Annotated in this window: 31 protein-coding genes and 1 tRNA gene; 26 read left to right on the forward strand and 6 right to left on the reverse strand. The window is 63.4% G+C overall.

Annotation, left to right across the window (positions count from 1 at the left end):
• Positions 1–2 precede the first annotated feature (2 nt).
• The 14 genes from hisD to tatC all read left to right on the forward strand — a co-directional run bounded on the left by hisD (position 3) and on the right by tatC (position 9,638).
• Positions 3–1,319, forward strand: coding sequence for a histidinol dehydrogenase (gene hisD / locus ACV22V_RS29430; RefSeq protein WP_059535636.1), 1,317 nt, complete (start codon positions 3–5; stop codon positions 1,317–1,319).
• A 119-nt stretch (positions 1,320–1,438) separates the two neighbouring features.
• Complete coding sequence (hisC, locus tag ACV22V_RS29435) at positions 1,439–2,512, forward strand: histidinol-phosphate transaminase (RefSeq protein ID WP_059535638.1); 1,074 nt, start codon at positions 1,439–1,441, stop codon at positions 2,510–2,512.
• 65 nt (positions 2,513–2,577) lie between these two features.
• Complete coding sequence (gene hisB / locus ACV22V_RS29440) at positions 2,578–3,165, forward strand: imidazoleglycerol-phosphate dehydratase HisB (RefSeq protein WP_006751804.1); 588 nt, start codon at positions 2,578–2,580, stop codon at positions 3,163–3,165.
• Positions 3,166–3,226: 61 nt separating this feature from the next.
• Positions 3,227–3,847: a MarC family protein gene (locus ACV22V_RS29445; protein WP_448016275.1), complete on the forward strand. Its 621-nt coding sequence runs from the start codon at positions 3,227–3,229 to the stop codon at positions 3,845–3,847.
• Positions 3,844–4,485, forward strand: coding sequence for an imidazole glycerol phosphate synthase subunit HisH (gene hisH / locus ACV22V_RS29450; RefSeq protein WP_059535642.1), 642 nt, complete (start codon positions 3,844–3,846; stop codon positions 4,483–4,485). Before ACV22V_RS29445 ends, hisH begins: the two co-directional genes overlap by 4 nt.
• A gap of 175 nt (positions 4,486–4,660) precedes the next feature.
• The gene (gene hisA, locus ACV22V_RS29455; protein ID WP_059535644.1) at positions 4,661–5,416 is read left to right on the forward strand and encodes a 1-(5-phosphoribosyl)-5-[(5-phosphoribosylamino)methylideneamino]imidazole-4-carboxamide isomerase; all 756 of its coding nucleotides are present in this window, start codon (positions 4,661–4,663) and stop codon (positions 5,414–5,416) included.
• Between the two features lie 106 nt (positions 5,417–5,522).
• A complete protein-coding gene (hisF, locus tag ACV22V_RS29460) occupies positions 5,523–6,296 on the forward strand; it encodes an imidazole glycerol phosphate synthase subunit HisF (RefSeq protein WP_059535646.1) in 774 nt (257 codons plus the stop codon).
• Positions 6,296–6,712 carry a phosphoribosyl-AMP cyclohydrolase gene (gene hisI / locus ACV22V_RS29465; protein ID WP_059535647.1) on the forward strand — a complete coding sequence of 139 codons (417 nt, stop codon included), beginning with the start codon at positions 6,296–6,298 and terminating at the stop codon, positions 6,710–6,712. The genes hisF and hisI overlap by 1 nt, the downstream gene beginning before the upstream one ends.
• Positions 6,709–7,074 carry a phosphoribosyl-ATP diphosphatase gene (locus ACV22V_RS29470; RefSeq protein WP_044845953.1) on the forward strand — a complete coding sequence of 122 codons (366 nt, stop codon included), beginning with the start codon at positions 6,709–6,711 and terminating at the stop codon, positions 7,072–7,074. The genes hisI and ACV22V_RS29470 overlap by 4 nt, the downstream gene beginning before the upstream one ends.
• Positions 7,075–7,145: 71 nt before the next feature.
• Positions 7,146–7,538, forward strand: a complete 393-nt coding sequence (locus tag ACV22V_RS29475) for a DUF4870 family protein (protein WP_059449807.1) — start codon at positions 7,146–7,148, stop codon at positions 7,536–7,538.
• Positions 7,539–7,567: 29 nt separating this feature from the next.
• Positions 7,568–7,933: a histidine triad nucleotide-binding protein gene (locus ACV22V_RS29480; protein WP_044845951.1), complete on the forward strand. Its 366-nt coding sequence runs from the start codon at positions 7,568–7,570 to the stop codon at positions 7,931–7,933.
• A gap of 93 nt (positions 7,934–8,026) precedes the next feature.
• A complete protein-coding gene (tatA, locus tag ACV22V_RS29485; RefSeq protein WP_034183658.1) occupies positions 8,027–8,257 on the forward strand; it encodes a Sec-independent protein translocase subunit TatA in 231 nt (76 codons plus the stop codon).
• Between the two features lie 26 nt (positions 8,258–8,283).
• Positions 8,284–8,814: a Sec-independent protein translocase protein TatB gene (gene tatB / locus ACV22V_RS29490; RefSeq protein WP_059535650.1), complete on the forward strand. Its 531-nt coding sequence runs from the start codon at positions 8,284–8,286 to the stop codon at positions 8,812–8,814.
• A gap of 41 nt (positions 8,815–8,855) precedes the next feature.
• Positions 8,856–9,638: a twin-arginine translocase subunit TatC gene (gene tatC, locus ACV22V_RS29495; protein ID WP_044845948.1), complete on the forward strand. Its 783-nt coding sequence runs from the start codon at positions 8,856–8,858 to the stop codon at positions 9,636–9,638.
• 226 nt (positions 9,639–9,864) lie between these two features.
• On the opposite strand, the gene ACV22V_RS29500 is transcribed toward tatC, so the two are convergent.
• The gene (locus ACV22V_RS29500) at positions 9,865–11,070 is read right to left on the reverse strand and encodes a Do family serine endopeptidase (RefSeq protein WP_059535654.1); all 1,206 of its coding nucleotides are present in this window, start codon (positions 11,068–11,070) and stop codon (positions 9,865–9,867) included.
• Between the two features lie 21 nt (positions 11,071–11,091).
• On the opposite strand from ACV22V_RS29500, the gene ACV22V_RS29505 reads away from it, so the two are divergent.
• From ACV22V_RS29505 to ACV22V_RS29560, 12 genes are all read left to right on the forward strand, one after another.
• Entirely contained in the window at positions 11,092–11,838 is a 747-nt protein-coding gene (locus ACV22V_RS29505) for a Nif3-like dinuclear metal center hexameric protein (RefSeq protein ID WP_448016277.1), read from the forward strand.
• A 218-nt stretch (positions 11,839–12,056) separates the two neighbouring features.
• Positions 12,057–12,677, forward strand: a complete 621-nt coding sequence (gene petA, locus ACV22V_RS29510; RefSeq protein ID WP_059535658.1) for a ubiquinol-cytochrome c reductase iron-sulfur subunit — start codon at positions 12,057–12,059, stop codon at positions 12,675–12,677.
• Positions 12,677–14,059, forward strand: a complete 1,383-nt coding sequence (locus ACV22V_RS29515) for a cytochrome b (RefSeq protein ID WP_059535660.1) — start codon at positions 12,677–12,679, stop codon at positions 14,057–14,059. The genes petA and ACV22V_RS29515 overlap by 1 nt, the downstream gene beginning before the upstream one ends.
• A gap of 21 nt (positions 14,060–14,080) precedes the next feature.
• Positions 14,081–14,839: a cytochrome c1 gene (locus ACV22V_RS29520; RefSeq protein ID WP_059535662.1), complete on the forward strand. Its 759-nt coding sequence runs from the start codon at positions 14,081–14,083 to the stop codon at positions 14,837–14,839.
• 94 nt (positions 14,840–14,933) lie between these two features.
• Positions 14,934–15,545, forward strand: coding sequence for a glutathione S-transferase N-terminal domain-containing protein (locus ACV22V_RS29525; RefSeq protein ID WP_006400565.1), 612 nt, complete (start codon positions 14,934–14,936; stop codon positions 15,543–15,545).
• Positions 15,546–15,615: 70 nt separating this feature from the next.
• Positions 15,616–16,137 carry a ClpXP protease specificity-enhancing factor gene (locus tag ACV22V_RS29530; RefSeq protein ID WP_059449799.1) on the forward strand — a complete coding sequence of 174 codons (522 nt, stop codon included), beginning with the start codon at positions 15,616–15,618 and terminating at the stop codon, positions 16,135–16,137.
• 19 nt (positions 16,138–16,156) lie between these two features.
• Positions 16,157–16,232 (forward strand) — tRNA-Thr (locus ACV22V_RS29535).
• 97 nt (positions 16,233–16,329) lie between these two features.
• Positions 16,330–17,376, forward strand: coding sequence for a tyrosine-type recombinase/integrase (locus ACV22V_RS29540; protein WP_448016278.1), 1,047 nt, complete (start codon positions 16,330–16,332; stop codon positions 17,374–17,376).
• An 86-nt stretch (positions 17,377–17,462) separates the two neighbouring features.
• Complete coding sequence (locus ACV22V_RS29545) at positions 17,463–17,666, forward strand: ribbon-helix-helix domain-containing protein (protein ID WP_448016279.1); 204 nt, start codon at positions 17,463–17,465, stop codon at positions 17,664–17,666.
• Positions 17,666–18,823 (forward strand): DNA cytosine methyltransferase, encoded by a 1,158-nt coding sequence (locus tag ACV22V_RS29550; protein WP_448016280.1) that lies wholly within the window; start codon positions 17,666–17,668, stop codon positions 18,821–18,823. Before ACV22V_RS29545 ends, ACV22V_RS29550 begins: the two co-directional genes overlap by 1 nt.
• Positions 18,820–19,677 (forward strand): hypothetical protein, encoded by an 858-nt coding sequence (locus ACV22V_RS29555; protein WP_448016281.1) that lies wholly within the window; start codon positions 18,820–18,822, stop codon positions 19,675–19,677. Before ACV22V_RS29550 ends, ACV22V_RS29555 begins: the two co-directional genes overlap by 4 nt.
• Positions 19,643–20,077: a very short patch repair endonuclease gene (locus ACV22V_RS29560; RefSeq protein WP_448016295.1), complete on the forward strand. Its 435-nt coding sequence runs from the start codon at positions 19,643–19,645 to the stop codon at positions 20,075–20,077. The genes ACV22V_RS29555 and ACV22V_RS29560 overlap by 35 nt, the downstream gene beginning before the upstream one ends.
• A 98-nt stretch (positions 20,078–20,175) precedes the next feature.
• Here the strand turns inward: ACV22V_RS29560 and ACV22V_RS29565 are convergent, their stop codons facing one another.
• From ACV22V_RS29565 to ACV22V_RS29585, 5 genes are all read right to left on the reverse strand, one after another.
• A complete protein-coding gene (locus ACV22V_RS29565) occupies positions 20,176–20,754 on the reverse strand; it encodes a GIY-YIG nuclease family protein (RefSeq protein WP_448016282.1) in 579 nt (192 codons plus the stop codon).
• Positions 20,755–21,245: 491 nt separating this feature from the next.
• Positions 21,246–21,506 (reverse strand): hypothetical protein, encoded by a 261-nt coding sequence (locus ACV22V_RS29570; RefSeq protein ID WP_448016284.1) that lies wholly within the window; start codon positions 21,504–21,506, stop codon positions 21,246–21,248.
• A gap of 102 nt (positions 21,507–21,608) precedes the next feature.
• The gene (locus tag ACV22V_RS29575; RefSeq protein WP_448016285.1) at positions 21,609–22,457 is read right to left on the reverse strand and encodes a type IV secretion system protein; all 849 of its coding nucleotides are present in this window, start codon (positions 22,455–22,457) and stop codon (positions 21,609–21,611) included.
• The gene (locus ACV22V_RS29580; RefSeq protein ID WP_448016287.1) at positions 22,450–22,842 is read right to left on the reverse strand and encodes a hypothetical protein; all 393 of its coding nucleotides are present in this window, start codon (positions 22,840–22,842) and stop codon (positions 22,450–22,452) included. Before ACV22V_RS29580 ends, ACV22V_RS29575 begins: the two co-directional genes overlap by 8 nt.
• Positions 22,843–22,852: 10 nt before the next feature.
• Positions 22,853–23,503, reverse strand: a complete 651-nt coding sequence (locus ACV22V_RS29585) for a type IV secretion system protein (protein WP_448016288.1) — start codon at positions 23,501–23,503, stop codon at positions 22,853–22,855.
• Positions 23,504–23,658 lie beyond the last annotated feature (155 nt).

Below are 23,658 nucleotides of genomic sequence, written 5' to 3' on the forward strand. Positions count from 1 at the left end.
CCATGGCCATCACCATCCGCAAACTCGATTCGACGAGCGACGGCTTCGACGCCGCGCTGCGTGCGGTGCTCGCGTTCGAGGCGAGCGAGGACGAAGCGATCGAGCAGTCGGTCGCGAAAATTCTCGCCGACGTGAAGTCGCGCGGCGACGCCGCGGTGCTCGAGTACACGAACCGCTTCGACCGGCTGGACGCGAGCAGCGTCGCCGCGCTCGAACTGCCGCAGGACGCGCTGCAGACGGCGCTCGACGGCCTCGCGCCGAAGGCGCGTGCGGCGCTGGAAGCCGCTGCCGCGCGCGTGCGTGCGTACCACGAGAAACAGAAGATCGAGTGCGGCACCCATAGCTGGCAGTACACGGAAAGCGACGGCACGGTGCTCGGCCAGAAGATCACGCCGCTCGACCGCGTCGGCCTGTACGTGCCGGGCGGCAAGGCCGCGTATCCGTCGTCGGTGCTGATGAACGCGATTCCCGCGCGCGTCGCGGGCGTCGGCGAGATCGTGATGGTCGTGCCGACCCCGGACGGCGTGAAGAACGACCTCGTGCTCGCCGCGGCGCTGCTCGGCGGCGTCGATCGCGTGTTCACGATCGGCGGCGCGCAGGCGGTCGGCGCGCTCGCGTACGGCACGGCCACGGTGCCGCCGGTCGACAAGATCTGCGGGCCGGGCAATGCATACGTCGCGTCGGCGAAACGCCGTGTGTTCGGCACGGTCGGCATCGACATGATCGCCGGCCCGTCGGAAATCCTCGTGCTGTGCGACGGTACGACCGATCCGAGCTGGGTCGCGATGGACCTGTTCTCGCAGGCCGAACACGACGAGCTTGCGCAGTCGATCCTGCTGTGCCCGGACGCCGCGTTCCTCGAGCGCGTCGAGAAGGCGATCGAGGAGCTGCTGCCGACGATGCCGCGCCAGGACGTGATCCGCGCGTCGCTGGAAGGCCGCGGCGCGCTGATCAAGGTGCGCGACATGGCCGAAGCGTGCCGGATCGCGAATGACATCGCGCCGGAGCACCTCGAGATTTCCGCGCTGGAGCCGCAGCAATGGGGCCAGCAAATCCGCCACGCCGGCGCGATCTTCCTCGGCCGCTACACGAGCGAAAGCCTCGGCGACTACTGCGCGGGCCCGAATCACGTGCTGCCGACGTCGCGCACCGCGCGCTTCTCGTCGCCGCTCGGCGTGTACGACTTCATCAAGCGTTCGAGCTTGATCGAAGTCAGCGCCGAAGGTGCGCAGACGCTGGGCGAGATCGCCTCGGAGCTTGCATACGGCGAAGGGCTGCAGGCGCACGCGCGCAGCGCCGAGCTCCGGATGAAGGGGTGACGCGCGCCGGAGCCGCTGCCGACGCAGCGGTTCCGGTCGACGAGGAGGCCCGGCGCAGGGCGGCAGCCGCCGCCTTGCCGACCATTTGACGCCGGCGCGACGCACGCCGGCTTGAGACCATGACGACGCCACAAGACATCATCCGCCGCGACGTGCTCGCGATGACGAGCTACCCGGTGCCCGACGCGAGCGGCTTCGTGAAGCTCGACGCGATGGAGAACCCGTATTCGCTGCCGGCACCGCTCGCGGCGGCGCTCGGCGAACGCCTCGCGCAGGTCGCGCTGAACCGCTACCCGGCGCCGCGCCCGGGCGCGCTGCTCGACAAGTTGCGCCGCGCGATGGGCGTGCCGGCCGCATGCGACGTGCTGCTCGGCAACGGCTCGGACGAAATCATCAGCATGATGTCGGTGGCGTGTGCGAAACCGGGCGCGAAGGTGCTCGCACCGGTGCCGGGTTTCGTGATGTACGAGTTGTCGGCGAAGTTCGCGCAGCTCGAATTCGTCGGCGTGCCGCTCAAGGCCGACCTGACGCTCGACGCCGACGCGATGATCGCGGCGATCGCCGAGCACCGGCCCGCGCTCGTCTACCTCGCTTACCCGAACAACCCGACCGGCACGCTGTACGACGAGGCCGACGTCGAGCGGATCATCGCGGCCGCGCCGCACAGCCTGATCGTGATCGACGAGGCGTACCAGCCGTTCGCGGAGCGCTCGTGGCTGCCGCGCGCCGCCGAGTTCGACAACGTCGTCGTGATGCGCACGGTGTCGAAGCTCGGCCTCGCGGGGATCCGCCTCGGCTATCTCGCCGGGCTTCCGGCGTGGCTGACCGAGTTCGACAAGGTGCGCCCGCCGTACAACATCAACGTGCTGACCCAGGCAACCGCCGATTTCCTGCTCGACCACCTCGACGTGCTCGACGCGCAGGCGGCCGAACTGCGTGCGGAACGCACGCGCCTCGCGCAGGCCGTGGCCGCGCTGCCGGGCACGACGGTGTTCCCGAGCGCCGGCAATTTCCTGCTGGTGCGCGTGCCGGACGCAGCCGCCGTGTTCGATGCGCTGCTCACGGAGCGGGTGCTGGTCAAAAACGTGAGTAAAATGCATCCGTTGCTGTCCGAATGCGTGCGGCTGACCGTCGGTTCTCCCGACGAAAACGCGCGCCTGCTGGCTGCTTTGAAACTCGCACTGCCCGGTTGAGCCCACGGCGCGGCGGCGCGTGACGATCAATCCCCATTTACATCAGACTCAATCAAGGAATTGCCATGCGTGTGGCGGAAGTCGTTCGCAATACCAGCGAAACGCAGATCCGTGTGAAGCTCGATCTCGACGGGACGGGCCGGCAGAAGCTGGCCACCGGCGTGCCGTTTCTCGACCATATGCTCGACCAGATCGCGCGACATGGTCTGATCGATCTCGAGGTCGAAGCGCATGGCGATACCCATATCGACGACCACCACACGGTCGAGGATGTCGGCATCACGCTCGGTCAGGCCGTCGCGAAGGCGATCGGCGACAAGAAGGGCATCCGCCGCTACGGCCATTCGTACGTGCCGCTCGACGAGGCGCTGTCGCGCGTCGTGATCGACTTCTCGGGCCGGCCCGGTCTTGAATTCCACGTGCCGTTCACGCGCGCGCGGATCGGCACGTTCGACGTCGATCTCTCCATCGAATTCTTCCGCGGGTTCGTGAACCACGCGGGCGTCACGCTGCACATCGACAACCTGCGCGGCATCAACGCGCATCACCAGCTCGAAACGGTGTTCAAGGCCTTCGGCCGGGCGCTGCGTGCGGCGGTGGAACTCGACGAGCGCGCGGCGGGACAGATTCCGTCGACGAAGGGCAGCCTCTAACTTCCGAACGACAGGACGCCAACGACAACCTCACGGCTTCGGCGCGGCGCGCCGGCTTGCGATGGATCTGCTCAAATCGTTCATTTCGCTGCTGGCGCTGATCAACCCGATCGGCGCGGTGCCGTTCTTCCTGAGCCTGACGGCGCAGCAGTCGGACGTCGAGCGGCGCCGCACGATCCGGATCGCGTCGGTGTCGGTGTTCTGCGTGATGACGGTGACGACGCTGCTCGGGCAGCAGATCATCGATTTCTTCGGCATTTCGGTCGGCTCCCTTGAAGTGGGCGGCGGCATCATCATGTTGCTGATGGCGATCAACATGCTGAACGCGCAGATCGGCAACACGCGATCGACGCCGGAGGAGCGCCACGAGGCCGAGCTGAAGGACAACATCGCGGTCGTGCCGCTGGCGATTCCGCTGCTCACGGGCCCCGGCTCGATCAGCACGGTGATCATCTATGCGGCGAACTCGCATCACTGGTATGAGCGAGCCGGGCTCGTCGCGATCGGCGCGGTCCTGGCTCTGCTGTGTTTCTTCGCGATGCGGCTTGCCGAGCCGATCGCGAACTGGATCGGCCGCACCGGCATCAACATCGCCACGCGGCTGATGGGTTTGATGCTGTCGGCGCTGGCGGTGGAATTCATCGTCAATGGACTGAGGGCGCTACTGCCTGCACTGAGATGAAAACTTCGATTGCGATTGTGGATTATGGGATGGGCAACCTGCGCTCGGTCGCGCAGGCGCTCAAGAAGGCCGAACCGGCCGCCGACGTGGCGATCGTCGATACGCCGGCCGCGATTCGCGCGGCCGACCGCGTCGTGCTGCCCGGCCAGGGTGCGATGCCCGACTGCATGCGCTGCCTCGGCGAATCGGGGCTGCAGGAAGCGGTGATCGAGGCGTCGCGCACGAAGCCGCTGCTGGGCGTGTGCGTCGGCGAGCAGATGCTGTTCGACTGGAGCGCGGAAGGCGACACGAAGGGTCTGGGCCTGTTGCCCGGCAAGGTCGTGCGCTTCGAGCTCGACGGCCGGCTGCAGGACGACGGCTCGCGCTTCAAGGTGCCGCAGATGGGCTGGAACCGCGTGCACCAGTCGCAGCCGCACCCGCTGTGGGACGGCGTGCCCGACGACGCGTATTTCTACTTCGTGCACAGCTATTACGTGCGCCCGGACAACCCGGCGCACACGGTCGGCGAAACGGCATACGGCGCGCCGTTTACGTCCGCGGTCGCGCGGGACAACCTCTTCGCGACCCAATTCCACCCCGAGAAAAGCGCGGAGGTCGGGTTGCGTCTGTATCGCAACTTCGTACACTGGAAACCGTGAACGTCGTGTGCGTGCCACAGTCGGCGGGCCGGAAAGGCCCGTTCGCAAGCCCGCTATTGGCGGGAACAGGCCCTATGCGCCGAAAGAGTTGTACTAAACTAGCGAGACGGCGCGGCACCGGTTTGGCCGGTACGCGCCGGATTCTTTTCATTTTCCACGACGACACCCGATTGCTATGTTGCTGATTCCGGCCATCGATCTCAAAGACGGTCAGTGTGTGCGCCTCAAACAGGGCGATATGGACCAGGCCACGATTTTCTCCGAGGACCCGGCGGCGATGGCCCGCAAGTGGGTCGATCTCGGCGCCCGGCGGCTGCATCTGGTCGACCTGAACGGCGCGTTCGCCGGCAAGCCGAAGAATCTCGAAGCGATCGAAGCGATCCTCGACGAAGTCGGCGACGAAATCCCCGTGCAGCTCGGCGGCGGCATCCGCAGCCTCGAGACGATCGAGAAGTATCTCGACGCCGGCCTCTCCTACGTGATCATCGGCACCGCGGCCGTGAAGGACCCGGGCTTCCTGCAGGACGCGTGCACCGCGTTCGCGGGCAACATCATCGTCGGGCTGGACGCGAAGGACGGCAAGGTCGCGACCGACGGCTGGAGCAAGCTGACGGGCCACGAGGTGATCGATCTCGCGCGCAAGTTCGAGGACTACGGCGTCGAATCGATCGTCTATACGGACATCGGCCGCGACGGGATGCTGCAGGGCATCAACATCGAAGCAACCGTGAAGCTCGCCCAGGCGGTCGGCATTCCGGTGATCGCAAGCGGCGGCCTGTCGAACCTCACCGACATCGAGAACCTCTGCGAAGTGGAGGAACACGGCGTCGAAGGCGTGATCTGCGGACGTGCGATCTACTCCGGCGATCTCGATTTCGCGGCCGCGCAAAAACGCGCGGACGAACTGAACGGCGAACTCGACGACGCCTGAGCGCGGTCGTTCCGTTCGCCGGGGTCGCCAGCAGGCGGCCCCGACCGGACGCCTCGCGCGAGGCGTCCGTAACCGGCCGTCCCATCGCGGCATTTGGCGCAACATCATGGCTCTAGCTAAACGCATCATCCCCTGCCTGGACGTGACCGCCGGGCGTGTCGTCAAGGGCGTCAACTTCGTCGAACTGCGCGATGCCGGCGATCCCGTCGAAATCGCCCGCCGCTACGACGACCAGGGCGCCGACGAACTGACGTTCCTCGACATCACCGCGACCTCCGACCAGCGCGACCTCATCCTGCCGATCATCGAGGCCGTCGCGTCGCAGGTCTTCATTCCGCTGACCGTCGGCGGCGGTGTGCGCGCCGTCGAGGACGTTCGGCGCCTGTTGAACGCCGGCGCGGACAAGGTCAGCATGAATTCGTCGGCGGTCGCGAACCCGCAGCTCGTGCGCGACGCGGCCGACAAGTACGGCTCGCAGTGCATCGTCGTCGCGATCGACGCGAAGCGCGTGTCGGCCGACGGCGAGGCGCCGCGCTGGGAAGTCTTCACGCACGGCGGCCGCAAGGGCACGGGCATCGACGCGATCGAATGGGCGCGCAAGATGGCCGAGCTCGGCGCGGGCGAAATCCTGCTCACGAGCATGGACCGCGACGGCACGAAGTCCGGCTTCGACCTCGCGCTCACGCGCGGCGTGTCGGACGCGGTGCCGGTGCCGGTGATCGCGTCGGGCGGCGTGGGCTCGCTGCAGGACCTCGCGGACGGCATCAAGGACGGCCGCGCCGACGCGGTGCTGGCCGCGAGCATCTTCCACTACGGCGAGCACACGGTCGGCGAGGCGAAGCGCTTCATGGCCGACCAGGGCATTCCGGTGAGGCTGTGATGACGACGGAAACGAAATCCCTGCCCGCGTGGCTCGACAAGGTCCGCTGGGACGACAACGGCCTCGTGCCGGTGATCGCGCAGGAAGCGTCGACGAACGACGTGCTGATGTTCGCGTGGATGAACCGCGAGGCGCTGGCGAAGACGATCGAGACGCAGCGCGCGGTCTATTATTCGCGTTCGCGCAAGCGCCTGTGGTTCAAGGGCGAGGAGTCGGGCCACGTGCAGCACGTGCACGAGGTGCGGCTCGACTGCGACGAGGACGTCGTGCTGCTGAAGGTCGAGCAGGTGTCGGGCATCGCATGCCACACCGGCCGGCATTCGTGCTTCTTCCAGAAATTCGAAGGCACTGTGGACAGCGGCGACTGGGTCGCGGTCGATCCGGTGCTGAAAGACCCCGAACACATCTACAAATGACGCAATCGACCGAAGACACGCTGCTGCGCCTCGCGGCCGTGATCGATAGCCGCAAGGGCGGCGACCCCGAACAATCGTACGTATCGCGCCTGTTCCACAAGGGCGACGACGCGGTGCTGAAGAAGATCGGCGAAGAGGCGACCGAAGTCGTGCTGGCCGCGAAGGACGTGCGCCAGGGCGGCGCGCCGACGGCGCTGGTCGGCGAGGTGGCCGACCTGTGGTTCCACTGCCTCGTGATGCTGTCGCATTTCGACCTGAGCCCGGCCGACGTGATCGCCGAACTCGAGCGCCGCGAAGGGCTGTCGGGCATCGAGGAAAAGGCGCTGCGCAAGCGTCGCGAGCGCGAGGAAAACGGCGGGTGACGACGCGCGGCCTGCCGCGCCGACGCCAGTGCGGTAAGCTGTAAGAATTGTCATCTAACGGGGGTAGCATCATGACCGATACGCCGAGCCAGTTTCCGACACCGTCGGTGCCGGGCGCCGCGGACGCCGAGCGACTGAAAGGTCTGCGCACGCTGACGCACGTGCTGTACGGCCTCTACGCGATTCATTGGCTGACGGGCGGCGTCACCGGGATCATCGCGATCATCATCAACTACGTGAAGCGCGACGACGTGGCCGGCACGCCGTACGCCGACCATTTCGAGTGGCAGATCCGCACGTTCTGGCGCGCGCTGATCGCCTACGTGATCGGCTTCGCGCTGATGTTCGTGGTGGTGGGATTCGTCGTCATGTTTGTCACATGGATTTGGACGCTGTACCGTATCATCAAAGGTTGGCTGTACCTGAACGACAACAAGACGCTCGATCCGCAGGCCTGGTTCTGACCGGCGCGCGGGCGTTTCGCAGGAGCAACATGAGTCACGATCCGAATTGCCTGTTCTGCAAGATCGCGGCGGGCGAGATCCCGAGCACGAAGGTGCACGAGGACGACGAATTCGTCGCGTTCCGCGACATCCGCCCGGCGGCCGAGACGCACGTGCTCGTGATTCCGCGCCGGCACGTGCCGACGCTGTCGGCGGCGAGCGAGGCCGATGCGCCGATGCTCGGCCGGCTGATGCTGCTGGTCGCCCGTCTGGCCGACCAGCTCGGCGTTGCGTACACGGGGGGCGAGACCGGGTTTCGCACGGTGATCAACACGGGCCCCGGCGGCGGGCAGGAGGTCTACCACCTGCACGCGCATATCCTGGCCGGCCCGCGCCCGTGGTTGCGGATGGGTTGACGTGGCGGGGCGTTTCCCCGCATCGATAGTCGAAGCCGGCGTGGCGCCGGCGATTTGCGCCGCGACGCGGCGTGGTTGAGGAGAGGTTTCATCATGGGTGGATTGAGCATTTGGCACTGGCTGATCGTGCTGCTGATCGTCGCGCTGGTTTTCGGTACGAAGAAGCTGCGCAACATCGGCAACGACCTCGGTAGCGCCGTGAAGGGTTTCAAGGACGGCATGAAGGAAGGCGAGACACCGGCGGACGCGCAGCAACTGCCGCGCTCGGGTTCGGTCGACGTCAACGCGAAGGAAACGACGCGTTCCGACTCGAACAAGGCGTAACGCCGGCACGCTGACAGGCATTCGCGATGCTGGATCTCGGTCTTTCGAAGATGGCGCTGATCGGCGTCGTCGCGCTCGTGGTGCTCGGCCCCGAGCGCCTGCCGCGCGTCGCGCGTACGGCCGGCGCATTGTTCGGCCGCGCGCAGCGGTACATCAACGACGTGAAGGCCGAGGTCTCGCGCGAAATCGAACTCGACGCGTTGCGGACGATGAAGACCGATTTCGAGTCGGCCGCGCGCAATGTCGAGACGACGATTCACGACAACCTGCGCGAGCACGAGAAGGAACTGAACGACACGTGGAATTCCGCGGTCGGCGGCCTTAACGAAGGCTCGGTCGATGCCGGCACGTACGGCTCCGACACGCCCGCGGCGCCGTCGTGGCGCGGCAGCACGGCCGCGCTCGCGCCGAAGCGTCGCAACTGGCGTGTGAAACAGGCGGCGACGCCTGTCTGGTACAAGCGCGCGACGACCCGCCGCACGCACGTGCAGTCGGGCGCCGCGCGTGTCGCGCGCCATCAGCCGGCCAGCCTGCGCCGGCCGACGCGCTTCTTCTGAGTCGAGCGCATGCTCGCTCGTCAATCCTACCGAGGGCCGGTGTGAGCGACCCGCAGCAGAATCCGGGCGACGCCCCGGAAGAAACCTTCATTTCCCATCTCGTCGAGCTTCGCGATCGCATCATTCGCGCGGGGCTGGCCGTGATCGTCGTGTTCCTCGGGCTCGTGTACTGGGCGCCCGACATCTTCCGGCTGCTCGCGCGGCCGCTGATGGAAAACCTGCCGAAGGGCGGCAGGATGATCGTGACCGACGTCACCGGCTCGTTCTTCGTGCCGATGAAGGTCACGATGCTCGTCGCGCTCGTGATCGCGCTGCCGATCGTGCTGTACCAGATCTGGGCGTTCGTCGCGCCGGGCTTGTATCAGCACGAGAAGAAGCTCGTCGCGCCGCTCGTCGGCAGCAGCTACGTCCTGTTCCTGTGCGGGATGGCGTTCGCATACTTCCTCGTGTTCCCGACGATCTTCCGCGTGATGGCGCACTACAACGCGCCGCTCGGCGCGGAGATGTCGACCGACATCGACAACTACCTGAGCTTCGTGCTCGGGATGTTCATCGCGTTCGGGGTCACGTTCGAGGTGCCGATCGTCGTCGTGCTGCTCGTCCGAATGGGCGTGCTGACGCTGAAGAAGCTGAAGGAGATGCGGCCGTACGTGATCGTCGGCGCGTTCGTCGTCGCGGCGGTCGTCACGCCGCCGGACGTGTTCTCGCAACTGATGCTCGCGCTGCCGCTCGTCGTGCTGTTCGAGATCGGGCTGCTGGCCGCGCGCTTCTTCGTGCCGAAGCCGACGGAAGAACCCGAGGCGGAGAACGGCGCCGCAAGTTGATGAGACGCGGCACGCGGCGGCCGGCATGAGGGGCGCCGTCGATGCGGCCCCTCGACGACGTTGAAGCCGGACGGGCGATCGGGCGGTGCAGGTGGCGGGGGCGAACGCAGCTTCGTCACCGCGACGAAGGATCGTCGAAGCAAAGCAAAAGGGCAGCCGATCAGGCTGCCCTTTTGCATTTCCATCGTTGACCGGCAAGCGGCGTCGATACGCCGCCCGCCGGACGTCACTCGCTGTCGCTGTCCTGTTCGTCGAGCGTCTGTTTCGGCGGCGGCGGGCGCTTGCCGATCACCACGCTCACGTCGAACTCCTTGCCCTTGCGCACGACGTGGACCTTGGTCGGCGTGCCCGGCTTGATCTGCGCGACGGTGTTCAGCAGCTTCGTCGTGTCGGTGATGTCGTCGCCGTTCACGCTCACGAGGATGTCGCCCGGCTTGATGCCGGCCTTGTCGGCCGGGCCGCCCTGCAGCACGCCCGCGACGATCGCGCCCGACTTCTGCTGTAGCCCGAACGATTCGGCGATTTCCGGCGTGACGTCCTGCGGCTCGACGCCGATCCAGCCGCGCGTGACCGAGCCCGTCGTGATGATGCTTTCGAGCACGGTGCGCGCGGTCGACACGGGGATCGCGAAGCCGATGCCGAGCGAGCCCCCCGAGCGCGAGTAGATCGCCGTGTTGATGCCGAGCAGGTTGCCGTTCACGTCGACGAGTGCGCCGCCCGAGTTGCCGGGGTTGATCGGCGCGTCGGTCTGGATGAAGTTCTCGAACGTGTTGATGCCGAGGTGATTGCGGCCGAGTGCGCTGATGATCCCCATCGTGACCGTCTGGCCGACGCCGAACGGGTTGCCGATCGCGAGCACGACGTCGCCGACCCGCGACTGGTCGGAACGGCCGAGCGTGATCGTCGGCAGGTTCGTCATGTTGATCTTCAGCACGGCGAGATCGGTTTCCGGGTCGCTGCCGATCACCTTCGCGGTGCCGGTGCGGCCGTCGGCGAGCGCGACTTCGATCTGGTCGGCGCCGTCCACGACGTGCTGGTTCGTTAGAATGTAACCTTCAGGGCTCACGATAACGCCGGAGCCGAGGTTGGCGGCAGGTTCGTCCTGCTGCTTGCGGGCGTTGCGGTCGCCGAAGAAGTAGCGGAACAGCGGATCCTTCGCGCGCGGATCGGGCGGCAGCGAGCCATCCTTGCTGGAGAAGACGTTGACGACGGCGGGCATCGCCTTTTGCGCGGCCTCCGCGTACGACGTGGTCGCCGGTGCACCGCCGATGCCCGGCGCGACTTCCCGCAGCGCGACGATCGGCGTGGCGAGCTGCTTGCCGAGCTGTCCTTGCCGTTGCAGCCATTGCGGCTTGAGCGTCACGACGATGAACATCAGCGCGAGCAGTACGGTCACCGCCTGCGCGAAGAACAGCCAGAAGCGTCTAAGCATCTGAATGGATTAGAGGTTTATATGGATCGGATCGAACTCGAATTGTACTTGAACAATACCCTTGAAACCGCGCGCTTCAAGGACTATTGCCCGAATGGCCTTCAGGTCGAGGGGCGTCGCAAGATCGAGAAGATCGCCACCGGCGTGACGGCGTCGGTCGCGTTCCTCGAGGCCGCGCTCGAATGGGGGGCGGATGCGGTGCTCGTCCATCACGGCTATTTCTGGCGCAACGAGGCGCCGCAGATCACGGGCCGCAAGTACCGGCGCCTGAAGCTGCTGCTCGCGAACGACCTGAACCTGTTTGCGTTCCACCTGCCGCTCGACGCGCATCCCGAGTTCGGCAACAACGCGCAGCTCGGCGAGAAGCTCGGGTTGATCGGCGAGCAGCGTTTCGGCGACGGCGATCTTGGCTGGATGGCCACGCTGCCGATGCCCGTCACGCTCGAGCACTTCGTCGCGAAGGTCGAGCGCACGCTCGGCCGCACGCCGCTCGTGCTCGGCGATCCGGAGACGCAGCTGCGCCGCATCGCGTGGTGCACGGGCGCCGCGCAGAGCTATTTCGATGCCGCGATCGACGCCGGCGCCGACGTGTTCCTGACCGGCGAAGTGTCGGAATCCGTCACGCACGCGTCGGCCGAGAGCGGCGTCGCGTTCGTTGCGGCGGGGCACCATGCGACCGAACGCTACGGAATCCAGGCGCTTGGCGCCCACTTGTCCGAAGAATTCGATATCGAACACCTTTTTATCGATATTCATAATCCGGTCTGAACGACGGATTTGCGGCAGCGCATCGAAATTCCGCAATGTAGCGGACGCTTAAAAGCGAAATGATTTAATCGCTCCGATAGTGGGGGAAAACCCTTAACTATCAACCACTTCGAAGGGATTTTCATCTCCGGGCCTTGTAAATGGCGACTCCATTCGCGCAAACTAGCGGCGGAATGAAAAGTCGTGACGGAAAATCCAACTCGGAAGTGGGGCGTGTGATGCGAGACAAGGAAGAAAAACGCGTCGACAGCGGCCGCCGTACCTGGCTGATTGCGACATCCGTAGCAGGTGGCGTGGGAGGCGTAGCCACCGTCATACCTTTCGCGGCGTCGCTTGCGCCGTCCGCGAAAGCGAAAGCGGCCGGCGCTCCGGTCGAGGTCGACATCAGCGGCCTGAAGCCCGGCGAGATGGTCACCGTGCCGTGGCGCGGCAAGCCGGTCTGGATCCTGAACCGTACCGACGCCATGCTGGCCGACGTCGTCAAGGCCGACAAGGAAGTGGCCGATCCGACCTCCGACAAACCCTATACGATGCCGCTGCCCGCGTATTGCGCGAACGAATATCGCTCGCGGGCCGATCGCAAGAACATTCTCGTCGTGATGGCCGTGTGTACGCACCTCGGCTGCACGCCTAGCCAACGCTTCACGCCGGGTCCGCAGCCGAACCTGCCGGACGACTGGCCGGGCGGCTTCCTGTGCCCGTGCCACGGTTCGACCTACGACCTCGCCGGCCGCGTGTTCAAGAACAAGCCGGCGCCTCAGAATCTCGACATCCCGCCCTACATGTTCACGTCGGCGACGACCCTCGTGATCGGCAAGGACGAGAAAGGAGAAGCGTGATGGCTGCCGACAACAAAGAAGTCTCCACGACAGGTGTCACCGGCTGGATCGACCAGCGCTTCCCGCTCACGTCCACCTGGAAGAAGCACGTTTCCGAGTACTACGCGCCGAAGAACTTCAACTTCTGGTACTTCTTCGGCTCCCTCGCGCTGCTCGTGCTCGTCAACCAGATCGTCACGGGCATCTTCCTGACGATGAACTACAAGCCCGACTCGATGCTCGCGTTCGCGTCGGTCGAGTACATCATGCGCGAGGTGCCGTGGGGCTGGCTGATCCGCTACATGCACTCGACCGGTGCATCGATGTTCTTCGTCGTCGTATATCTCCACATGTTCCGCGGGCTGATGTACGGGTCGTACCGCAAGCCGCGCGAGCTGGTGTGGATCTTCGGTTGTGCGATCTTCCTGTGCCTGATGGCCGAGGCGTTCTTCGGCTACCTGCTGCCGTGGGGCCAGATGTCGTTCTGGGGCGCGCAGGTGATCGTGAACCTGTTCTCGGCGATCCCGTTCGTCGGCCCGGACCTGTCGTTGTGGATCCGCGGCGACTACGTCGTGTCCGACGTCACGCTGAACCGCTTCTTCGCGTTCCACGTGATCGCGATTCCGCTCGTGCTGGTCGGCCTCGTGATCGCGCACCTCGTCGCGCTGCACGAAGTCGGGTCGAACAACCCGGACGGCATCGAGATCAAGGCGAAGAAGGACGCGAACGGCATTCCGCTCGACGGCATCCCGTTCCATCCGTACTACTCGGTGCACGATTTCTTCGGTGTCTGCGTGTTCCTGATGGTGTTCGCGCTGATCGTGTTCTTTTCGCCGGAGATGGGCGGGTACTTCCTCGAGTCGAACAACTTCGTCCCGGCGAACCCGCTGCAGACGCCGCCGGAGATCGCGCCGGTCTGGTACTTCACCGCGTTCTACGCGATGCTGCGCGCGACCACCGACCCGTTCAAGATCGTGCTGATGGTCGTGATCGCGCTGCTCGGCGTGCTCGCGCTGATCCGCGCGCGCGGCAAGTGGAAGGTCGGCCTGCCGGTGCTGGCCGCCGCGATCGTCGTGTTCATGTTCCTGACGGAATCGAAGTTCTGGGGCGTCGTCGTGATGGGTTCCGCGGTGATCACGCTGTTCTTCCTGCCGTGGCTCGACCGCAGCCCGGTGAAGTCGATCCGCTACCGGCCGCTGTTCCACAAGGTGTTCCTCGGGATCTTCGTCGCGGCGTTCCTGATCCTCGCGTTCCTCGGCACACGGCCGCCATCGCCGGTCGCGACGCTGATTGCGCAGGGTTGCGCGCTGATCTACTTCGCGTTCTTCCTCGGCATGCCCGTCTGGACGCCGCTTGGCACGTTCAAGCAGCCGCCGGAACGGGTGCGCTTCAAGCCCCATTAACGTGAGCGAGGAGAGAACGACATGAAGAAACTGCTTTCGACGCTCGCGCTGATCGGGGCGACGGCCGTGGCGCTGCTGGCGGCGCCGGCCGTGCGCGCGGAAGGTAATTTTCCGCTCGACCGGGCGCCCGATAACACGGAAAATCTTGTTTCGCTTCAGCACGGCGCGCAATTGTTTGTAAACTATTGCCTGAACTGCCACAGCGCGAACCTGATGCGCTACAACCGTCTGACGGATCTGGGCATATCCCAGAAGGAGATCGAAACGAATCTCCTGTTCACGACCGACAAGGTCGGGAACACGATGTCCGTCGCGATGCGGCCCGAAGACGCGAAGAACTGGCTCGGCACCTCGCCGCCCGACCTGTCGGTCGAGGAGCGGGCGCGCGGCCGCGACTGGCTCTACACGTACCTGCGGAGTTTCTACCGCGACGATACGCGGCCGAGCGGCTGGAACAACGCGGTGTTCGAGAACGTCGGCATGCCCCATGTATTGTGGCAACTGCAGGGGCAGCGCACTGCCAAATTCGAAGACAAGACGGACGAGGAGACGGGCGAGAAGGTCCACACGCTCGTCGGCTTCCAGCAGGTCACGCCGGGGACGTTGTCGTCGCCGGACTATGATGCTGCGGTGGCCGATCTGGTGGCCTATATGACATGGATGTCCGAGCCGGCCCAGCAGACCCGCAAGCGCCTCGGCGTGTGGGTGCTGGTCTTTCTCGGTGTCCTGACTTTCCTGGCCTGGCGGCTCAATGCCGCGTACTGGAAAGATATCAAGTAAACACGCCTGACCGGCGTGGGGCCGGCGCAAGGCGGAACCCGTGAAAGGGGTTGCGCCGCGTGCCGGCCCTCGGCTTTTTTGAGGAAACGCAAATATGATGGTTCTGTATTCCGGCACAACTTGCCCGTTCTCCCAGCGTTGCCGGCTGGTGCTGTTCGAGAAGGGCATGGATTTCGAGATCCGTGACGTCGACCTGTTCAACAAGCCGGAAGACATCTCGGTGATGAACCCGTACGGTCAGGTGCCGATTCTGGTCGAGCGCGACCTGATTCTGTACGAATCGAACATCATCAACGAATACATCGACGAGCGCTTCCCGCACCCGCAACTGATGCCGGCCGACCCGGTGCAGCGCGCACGTGCACGCCTGTTCCTGCTCAACTTCGAGAAGGAGCTGTTCGTTCACGTCAGCACGCTCGAGAACGAAAAGGGCAAGGCAGCGGAGAAGAACCACGAGAAGGCACGCCTCGCGATCCGCGATCGCCTGACGCAGCTCGCGCCGATCTTCGTGAAGAACAAGTACATGCTCGGCGAGGAGTTCTCGATGCTCGACGTCGCGATCGCGCCGCTCCTGTGGCGTCTGGATCACTACGGCATCGAGCTGTCGAAGAATGCCGCGCCGCTGATGAAGTACGCCGAGCGGATCTTCAGCCGTCCGGCCTATATCGAAGCACTGACGCCGTCCGAAAAGGTCATGCGTCGTTGATGGTGCAATGAGTGCATGACGGAGCGGGCGCGCGGCGTGCCGCGTGCCTGCTCCGGGTTCGAGGATTGTGATGCAAGAGATTTCAACGAAACCTTATCTGCTGCGCGCGCTGTACGAGTGGTGCACCGATAACGGTTACACGCCGCATATCGCGGTGAGGGTCGACAACTCGACGCGTGTGCCGCGTCAGTTCGTGCGTGACGGCGAGATCGTGCTCAACATCAGCTTCGAGGCGACGAGCCAGCTGCAGATGGGTAACGAGTGGATCGAGTTCACCGCCCGGTTCTCCGGGAAGGCGCACAAGATCGAGATTCCGGTGGCCAACGTGCTCGCGATTTACGCGCGGGAGAACGGGCAGGGGATGGCGTTCCAGGTCGATGCGGTAGCGGGCGAGGGCGAGGATTCGGGCGCGTTCGAGGACGATGCCGAGCAGGCCGACGATGCGCGACGCGACGAGTCGCCTGCGGTGCTGACGCCAGTTGCCGATCACGGCGCGAACGAAGAGCCGTCCGAGGGTGCCGATGAACCGCCGAAAACCGACGGCGATGGTTCGAAAGGCGGCAGCAGACCTCGCCTCAAGATCGTGAAATGAGGTAGAATCTCGCGCTTACGCCGGCTTAGCTCATCTGGTAGAGCAGTTGATTTGTAATCATCAGGTGGCGGGTTCGAGTCCTGCAGCCGGCACCAATGAAATCAAGGGGTTACGCGATTTTCGTGTAACCCCTTGATGCTTTTTAGGTCCTCCCGGTACAGTATTGGTACGCTGCGCCGCCGCGAGGGCATCATGGCCGTCATCCAAAAACGAGATTCGGGCAACTGGAAAGCCATCGTTCGCAAGAACGGTTGGCCGACCACGATCAAGACATTCCGCACCAAACGCGATGCCGAGGATTGGGCACGTCGGACCGAGGATGAGATGGTCCGGGGCGTTTACCTGTCGCGTGCTCCCTCCGAAAAGCTCACGGTGTCGGCCGCGCTGAAGCGGTACATGGAAGAGGTGTCGGTCACCAAGAAGGCGACCACGCAGCGCAGCGAGAGCTTTTCCGCGAAGCACTTGGGCGCGTTCTTCGGGAAATATTCGATGGCGGCCGTCAGCGCCGAGCTCGTCGCAAAATATCGTGATGAACGCCTCGAGGCCGGCAAATCGAACAACACCGTGCGTCTCGAGCTGGCGATGCTCGGGCATCTGTTCCGGGTGGCGATCCAGGAATGGGGGATCGGCCTGCCGTTCAATCCCGTCGCTAATATCCGGAAGCCTAGCCCCGGCGCTGGCCGGGACCGACGCTTGACGCCAGAAGAGCAGCAACGGCTCTTCGCGGCCGCCGACGCTCATAGCAATCCGATGCTCGGATGGATCGTGCGGCTGGCCGTCGAAACTGGCATGCGCTCATCCGAGATCACGGGCCTGCGCCGCTCCCAAGTCGATCTGAACCGCAGGGTTGTCACCCTCAAGGACACCAAGAATGGCTCCGCGCGCGTGGTTCCGTTGACTCGCGTGGCGGTCGAAATCTTGCGCTCCGCGCTGGACAATCCAATCCGACCGATTGACGTCGATTTCGTGTTCTTCGGGGAGCCGGGGCGAGACGGAAAGCGCAAGCCCTACGTGTTTCAGAAGCTCTGGGCGAGCATCGTGCAGACAGTTGGCTTAGCTGATTTGCATTTTCACGATCTACGCCACGAGGCCGTGAGTCGGCTGGTCGAAGCCGGATTGAGCGATCAGGAGGTCGCCTCGATCAGCGGGCACAAGTCGATGCAGATGCTGAAGCGATATACCCACCTTCGAGCCGAGGATCTGGTTGAAAAGCTGGATCGGATGAAGAGGCAAGCATAGTTGGCACAGCGCTTACCACGTTTTTCCAGACATTTACAATATTTCCTTTTGTGCTGCGCCAGAGTGGCGCCATCATGGCGCCTATGATGAAAACCGCCAAAGACTCGCGCGCGCAGACAGAACGAATCACTGTGCGCGTGCCGGACGACATGCTTACAGCGATCGATGCCGAGTGTTCCCGGCGCGTCGGCAACGTATCGCGCAACACCTGGATTCTCGAAGCAGTCCAGGAGAAGTTGTCGCGCGCCGGCGGCGGTGCAGACAAACAAGATGCCGAGAGGGGAAACTAATGGGTCGCTTCTATGAGTTCTTCGCTGGTGGGGGCATGGCCCGCGCTGGCCTTGGCGATGGCTGGCAATGCCTCTTCGCCAACGACTTCGATCACAAGAAGGGCGTGACGTATCGCCAGAACTGGGGTGAGGGTGAACTGCTGACCGGCGACGTGCGCCAGGTCAAGCCCGAGAACCTTCCCGACCGGGCGAACCTAATTTGGGGTTCGTTTCCTTGCCAAGACCTGTCGCTGGCAGGCGCGGGTGCGGGGCTGAAGGGTGACCGTTCGGGCACATTCTGGCCGTTCTTCGACGTAGTAAAGGGTTTGATCGCGGACAATCGCGCGCCCGACATCATTGCCTTGGAAAACGTTGTCGGTACCTTGCACTCGCACGAGGGCAAGGATTTCGCGGCGATCTGCACGGCGCTCGACCGCGCAGGCTACCGGTTCGGCGCGATGGTGATCGACGCGGCGTTGTTCGTACCACAGTCGCGTCCGCGCCTGTTCGTCATCGGCATCCGCAAAGATTTGTCGATCCCCGATGCGATTGTGCGGCAAGACGCTTCGCCGTTGTTTCACCCCAAGGCCCTACTGACCGCTTTGGACAAACTGACGGCCAAGGCACGGCAGAACTGGGTCTGGTGGCATCTGCCCACGCCTGACCGCCGTGAAGATGTGTTCGCGGACCTGATCGAGGAAAGCCCGACCGGTGTCAAGTGGCACACGACGGCCGAAACGCAACGGCTCGTGGCGATGATGAGTGATGTCAATCTAGCCAAGGTCGAAAAAGCGAAGAAGGTTTCGAAGGCGAGCGGTCGTCGCATGGTCGGCGCGATTTACCGTCGTACCCGGCGCGACGAGGAAGGGAACAAAGTGCAGCGTGCCGAAGTCCGCTTTGACGACGTGGCCGGTTGCCTGCGCACGCCGTCCGGGGGATCGAGCCGGCAGTTGATCATGGTGATCGACGGCAGCAAGGTCCGCACACGGCTCATTTCCAGCCGCGAAACGGCGCGGCTGATGGGGCTGCGCGACGAGTACGTGCTGCCGGAGAACTATAACGAGGCGTACCACCTGACCGGTGACGGCGTGGCGGTTCCAGTCGTTCGGCACATCGCGGCGAATCTCTTCGAGCCGATCCTGGCCGTTCAACCGTCGCTCGTGAGGGCTGCGGCATGAGCATCGTTCCGTGCGAGCAAAACGGCGAACTGCGCAGGTTGATCGAAAAGTACGCCGACGACTTGAAGACCGAGGCCCACAAGATCGGCGATCACGGTCTTTCAGAGGTCGAGTTCTACAACAGCGGTGTGTTTCGTGGCGCAATCGAGCGGGTGCGCGGCCAGTTCTCCGCGTCGATGCGGGAAAAACGCGAGTTCGTGCAGCACATCCTGAACCATATGCAGGACGGCGGGTTCATCACCGACTGGGAGTCGGCGGGCGAGGCCAACCGGCACGATTACGTCGTGCGCTTGCCATCCGGTCGAACGGCCGCGATCGAGTTGAAAGGCTGTCTGGATGGCAACAACACGAACATTTTCGAACGGCCGCCGCAGGCGGAGGAGTTCGTGATCTGGAGCGTGTGCACGAACCCAGGTGCGGACCCTCGGCACAACGCCTGGTCGGGCATCCACACACGGTTGAGCGCGGAAATCATCTTCCGCGAGCAGCGCGTTGACGGCGTGATTCTCTGGGACATGGTGTGCGGGACCGTCGGCCGTCCTTGTCCGAAGATCGAAGGCAACCCGACCCGATTGACCACGGCAGGCCCGTTCGCGGTACCGCCGCCGTGCATTTACGTGCTGCCCGCGACGATACCTAGCCCGCGTAACAACCCGCATCCGCAAGCGCAGCGCTTAGAGGACGTTCAACTCCTGAAAGCGTTCCACGATTGCTTCAAGGGGCAGGATGAAGAGGTCAACTTCGTAGACTTTGAAGTGGGCTATCAGGGAACCGACACTGTTCGAAAGACACGGGTGACACGCAATGGCGAAGTCCAGCGTGAGTCGGAAGCAACGGCGATCCGACGCGCCTAACGAAACGCCCGAAGCTCTACGGTCCCGCATCATGCGGGCCGTCAAATCGAAGGATACCGGCCCTGAGATGATCGTCCGCCGGTTCCTCCATGCCGCGGGTCTGCGATACCGTCTCCACGACAGCCGCTTGCCGGGAAAACCTGACTTGGTATTCCCCGGTCGTCGTGTTGCTCTGTTCGTTCACGGCTGTTTCTGGCATCAGCACCCGAATTGCCCCGCATCCGCCCGCCCGAAATCGAGTTCCGACTACTGGACCCGTAAACTCGACGGCAACGTTGCGCGTGACGCTAGCCACCAGAGCGCGCTGAAGGAGGCCGGCTGGAACGTCCTAGTCATCTGGGAATGCGAGACCCGCAACCCGGAGGCGCTTGGCGAGTTGCTGAAGCGCCTTCGAGCTTGACCCCCGATCAACGTTATTTTGTGCTGGCCGTGAGTAGGCGTATCCGCGCTACGCTATACATGCGCTCGGCGCACCATACCGAACACCCCTGCTTGGCGTTATTCGCTCCCATTTCTTTCGTCTGGCTGATCTTCAGCGAGCCCCAGTAGTTTTTTGTGGTACTTCTGAAGCCGCCCGAAATGAGCGTCCATGGCTCGCGCGATTTGGGGCGAGTTCTTGACGGCCAGGAAATGGTCGACGAGCTGCGCGTAATGCCCGGCCTGGCGTGGCAGCCTCTGGGTCGCATCCTTTCGCTCCCTGATTTCCTCATCCGACATGACTTGGATGACTTGTTCAGGATTAGGCTCGGCACCATAGTCGCCGTCAGGCGGAACAGCACCGTTCATCAATTGCGATTGAGGATTAAAGGCGTGAAACAGTTGAGCTTCGAGATCGTTGATGGTGTCTGCTGACTCCACGGGATACGTCCAGACGTATGCAATTTCCCAAACGTCTATCTGTCGGTTAGCGATGATGTCTGAACGCGCGGACGTGAGGTGTCTGGCCACCCGGCTGCGAATTCCGTCCTTTGATTGCCCCACATATATGGGGATGTTGTCTAGGTCGCAAAGCACATAGACGCCGATTTTCGGTGTCAGTGTTTTGACCGCTCGCTTCCTGAACGCAAAGTCCGTCATGCCAATCTCGTCAATCAGTGTACTAGCCGCACCGGCCTATCATTAGCCGGGGGGGGCTACCCGCCCAGCTCGACTCGCCGTCTCAATGGCGCAGCATGATACGCCAATGTGTGGCAGCTACATCATTCCGAAATTTTTTCGAGGTGACAGCGCACGGTGCGCGGTGCAAGCACGACGAGCTCCGATTGCAAGTTACTACGCATAGCCGGACGAGATCATCGAACCGATTTCTCGCATGCGAGAAATCGGGTTACCGGTGTCTAGCGTCGGGAGTGTCCCGCCTCAAACGAAGGGCAGAGGGGCCCCTTTGGGGAATTGGAAGCGTTCCTGCGCCCCGGGCTGTCGTCGCGCGGCTAGCGCGGCCGGCGGGACCGAGCAGCGGGTATGACCGTTGCGGTTTTTGTCGGCGCGTGCTGGCCTGGCTGACCACCCTTCTGCAAGCTCGATTTTCTCCAGCAGGCATGTGATCGACCAGGTCAGGGGAAGCTGGCTCAGACGGCAACGTGAGGGACGGGGCTGGTCGAATTGCCAGCGCCATCCGAATCAGTCGGAACGATGGGAGCGTCGCGATCAGTTTTGCGTGTGACGAGCATGACGTTGCCGCTATACGGAACGTCCAGCTCAAATTCGTAGATCCCGCTCTGGTCGAGAAAATCCATTGCCGGTTCGATCATTGGAAACGTGAGCGAGACGACCCATCCGTCGTGGGTTGATGCAAGCGTCACGGGCAGTTTAGTATCGGTTGCAGCCATTTCTAGCCTCCTATGAAGGTCAGGATTGGTCAGGCCCAGGGGATGTTCCCGCATCCTCTCGGGCCGCTGAAGTCGCATGACATTTCTCGCATGCGAGAAATGTCACCGGCCACGAAGGCGATTTATCAAGCTCAGACTTTGTACGACGGCGCCACCGGATAGAGCGGCCGCCCAGCTCTTGACCTGCAAGAGAAACAGAAACAAGACACCGAAGGTCGGGATGATGAAGGCGATCTGTGAGAACGTCAGCGATGCGGCATCGAGTCCCGTCAATCCCTGCGCTTTCTGGAAGTACGTGTCAGCGAACTGGAACCCGAATTTGAGAACGGCGAACGTCAGGATGTAGATGAACACTGCGTTGAGCACCATGCTTGCCCAGTTCATGAACCATTGACGCGTAGCGGACCAGAAAACACCGGCGACGACGAGCGGCAGCAGCACGAAGACGACGGCAAGCATGATCTTGGATATGACGATGTACACGGATGCGAGGATCAGGAACACTTCGGTCACGCCGTAGACCAAGATCCCCAGCAATACGATGCCGATGTTGCTGAGGCCGGCGTTCAGCATCGCATTGACGATTTTGCCGCATTGGAGCATCACACCATCCAGCGTGCTTGATACAGGCTTGCCGCTGATGATCGTTCCGCCGATCCCGTTCATCAGCTCGATGGCCATGTGGTAGAGCTGACCGGCGAAACCGCCCCAACTGAGCGTTCCGAGTACCAGCGTGACGGTCAGCAATCGGGCGAGACAGTCCTTGCCGGAGAATGCGGTACGGCCGTCGTAGACTGCATATCCGTACAGCGCGAGATAGATCACGGCGAGAAAGTACACGGGCATCGACAGAGCGTTCGCCACGGCCGGGTACGTGTCCTGCAAGAAGGACTCTGGGATCATCTCGAAGCTCGCGATGAACGCGCTAGGGGTGAAGGCTGCATCACTCATTTTTCATGGCCTCTGCAAAGCGGCGGCGGACCTTTTCGTTGACGATGTCATCGCGGGTCAGCTCGACGCGGTGTTGTTGGTAGACATTCCGCTGCACGATCCCGACGCACGTCGGGATGTTTGGCAGCAGATTGGGATCGGCGTTCGGAAGCTGATAGCCGTAGAGCACGGCGGCGCATTCTGCCCATCCCATGCTTCCGGATAGCGCCGCCTTGAACGCTGCGGCATTCGCTGAGAGCAGCGGATTACCTTGGGGCGTGCATGACCATAGGACAGCCAGCAGGAGCGCTCCAATCGCCCATTTCAGGCCCTTCCGAGCCCACCGGCTGACGACGAGCACGCCCGCCATCAGCCCAAGTGGAAGTAGGGGCAACACGGTTTGCATTGCAGTCGCCTCACTTGACGTCGAAGAAGGTCGCGTTGCGTGCGGCCGATTGGTTTTGTTGGTTGAGCGCGTTGGCCTGCAGATTCATGTTCATCGCGTTGAGCTTTGCCATCGCGGTCTGCAACAGACCGTTTTCGGTCGCAATGCGGTTCTGCAAGTCCTGTGCGTCTTTCAGGTTTGTCGTCGAATCGACGTTTCGGCCGAGCGTGGTGAGATTGTTGAGATGCGTTTGAATCTCGGAATACAGCGCGTCGCCGCCGGCGAGCGCAGCGCGCACGGAATCGGTGCTCATCTTGTACGACGTCGCGCCCTGCTTGGATTGGAATGCATCCGAGTCGACCGGCTGGATTTGCTTGTCGTAGTAGTCCTGCTTCGCGCCGAAGGCTCCGTTTTTCTGCATGGCGACGACTTCTTGCCAGGAGCCGGGGACGACTGACGTGGCATTGACCGAGTCGTTGAAGCCGATCGCTCCCCGTCCGTAGCTGCCGGTGATGGCTGCGTACTGCTGCTTGAGCTGGTCGTACTGATCCTTGAGCTGCTTCACGGTCTGCTGTAGCTGTATGACCGACGCGGCATCGAATGTTGGAATGCCGCCGGCCAGCGCAGTGCCGGTATTGGCTGCGAAGGCTACAGCGACGAGCGTGAGTTTCAGGTTGCACATGATTGAATCTCCTTCATTTGCTGGCGGTTGGTGACTGCGGTGAGAAAGAATTAATGACTGCCTTTATCCACATCCCATATCCGGTAGGAGAAAGGTAGAAATAAGGTAGAGGGCGGAAGTGAGCCGAAAAACCCAATGGCGACAACAGCTTGCGA

Source organism: Burkholderia sp. AW33-5 (genome assembly GCF_053427615.1).

Bases quoted from the DNA above. Each gene is read 5' to 3' on its own strand.
- hisD (WP_059535636.1), top strand. From the start codon at position 3: ATGGCCATCACCATCCGCAAACTCGATTCGACGAGCGACGGCTTCGAC.
- hisC (WP_059535638.1), top strand. From the start codon at position 1,439: ATGACGACGCCACAAGACATCATCCGCCGCGACGTGCTCGCGATGACG.
- hisB (WP_006751804.1), top strand. From the start codon at position 2,578: ATGCGTGTGGCGGAAGTCGTTCGCAATACCAGCGAAACGCAGATCCGT.
- ACV22V_RS29445 (WP_448016275.1), top strand. From the start codon at position 3,227: ATGGATCTGCTCAAATCGTTCATTTCGCTGCTGGCGCTGATCAACCCG.
- hisH (WP_059535642.1), top strand. From the start codon at position 3,844: ATGAAAACTTCGATTGCGATTGTGGATTATGGGATGGGCAACCTGCGC.
- hisA (WP_059535644.1), top strand. From the start codon at position 4,661: ATGTTGCTGATTCCGGCCATCGATCTCAAAGACGGTCAGTGTGTGCGC.
- hisF (WP_059535646.1), top strand. From the start codon at position 5,523: ATGGCTCTAGCTAAACGCATCATCCCCTGCCTGGACGTGACCGCCGGG.
- hisI (WP_059535647.1), top strand. From the start codon at position 6,296: ATGACGACGGAAACGAAATCCCTGCCCGCGTGGCTCGACAAGGTCCGC.
- ACV22V_RS29470 (WP_044845953.1), top strand. From the start codon at position 6,709: ATGACGCAATCGACCGAAGACACGCTGCTGCGCCTCGCGGCCGTGATC.
- ACV22V_RS29475 (WP_059449807.1), top strand. From the start codon at position 7,146: ATGACCGATACGCCGAGCCAGTTTCCGACACCGTCGGTGCCGGGCGCC.
- ACV22V_RS29480 (WP_044845951.1), top strand. From the start codon at position 7,568: ATGAGTCACGATCCGAATTGCCTGTTCTGCAAGATCGCGGCGGGCGAG.
- tatA (WP_034183658.1), top strand. From the start codon at position 8,027: ATGGGTGGATTGAGCATTTGGCACTGGCTGATCGTGCTGCTGATCGTC.
- tatB (WP_059535650.1), top strand. From the start codon at position 8,284: ATGCTGGATCTCGGTCTTTCGAAGATGGCGCTGATCGGCGTCGTCGCG.
- ACV22V_RS29500 (WP_059535654.1), bottom strand. From the start codon at position 11,070: ATGCTTAGACGCTTCTGGCTGTTCTTCGCGCAGGCGGTGACCGTACTG.
- ACV22V_RS29505 (WP_448016277.1), top strand. From the start codon at position 11,092: ATGGATCGGATCGAACTCGAATTGTACTTGAACAATACCCTTGAAACC.
- petA (WP_059535658.1), top strand. From the start codon at position 12,057: ATGCGAGACAAGGAAGAAAAACGCGTCGACAGCGGCCGCCGTACCTGG.
- ACV22V_RS29515 (WP_059535660.1), top strand. From the start codon at position 12,677: ATGGCTGCCGACAACAAAGAAGTCTCCACGACAGGTGTCACCGGCTGG.
- ACV22V_RS29520 (WP_059535662.1), top strand. From the start codon at position 14,081: ATGAAGAAACTGCTTTCGACGCTCGCGCTGATCGGGGCGACGGCCGTG.
- ACV22V_RS29525 (WP_006400565.1), top strand. From the start codon at position 14,934: ATGATGGTTCTGTATTCCGGCACAACTTGCCCGTTCTCCCAGCGTTGC.
- ACV22V_RS29530 (WP_059449799.1), top strand. From the start codon at position 15,616: ATGCAAGAGATTTCAACGAAACCTTATCTGCTGCGCGCGCTGTACGAG.
- ACV22V_RS29540 (WP_448016278.1), top strand. From the start codon at position 16,330: ATGGCCGTCATCCAAAAACGAGATTCGGGCAACTGGAAAGCCATCGTT.
- ACV22V_RS29545 (WP_448016279.1), top strand. From the start codon at position 17,463: ATGAAAACCGCCAAAGACTCGCGCGCGCAGACAGAACGAATCACTGTG.
- ACV22V_RS29550 (WP_448016280.1), top strand. From the start codon at position 17,666: ATGGGTCGCTTCTATGAGTTCTTCGCTGGTGGGGGCATGGCCCGCGCT.
- ACV22V_RS29555 (WP_448016281.1), top strand. From the start codon at position 18,820: ATGAGCATCGTTCCGTGCGAGCAAAACGGCGAACTGCGCAGGTTGATC.
- ACV22V_RS29565 (WP_448016282.1), bottom strand. From the start codon at position 20,754: ATGACGGACTTTGCGTTCAGGAAGCGAGCGGTCAAAACACTGACACCG.
- ACV22V_RS29570 (WP_448016284.1), bottom strand. From the start codon at position 21,506: ATGGCTGCAACCGATACTAAACTGCCCGTGACGCTTGCATCAACCCAC.
- ACV22V_RS29575 (WP_448016285.1), bottom strand. From the start codon at position 22,457: ATGAGTGATGCAGCCTTCACCCCTAGCGCGTTCATCGCGAGCTTCGAG.
- ACV22V_RS29580 (WP_448016287.1), bottom strand. From the start codon at position 22,842: ATGCAAACCGTGTTGCCCCTACTTCCACTTGGGCTGATGGCGGGCGTG.
- ACV22V_RS29585 (WP_448016288.1), bottom strand. From the start codon at position 23,503: ATGTGCAACCTGAAACTCACGCTCGTCGCTGTAGCCTTCGCAGCCAAT.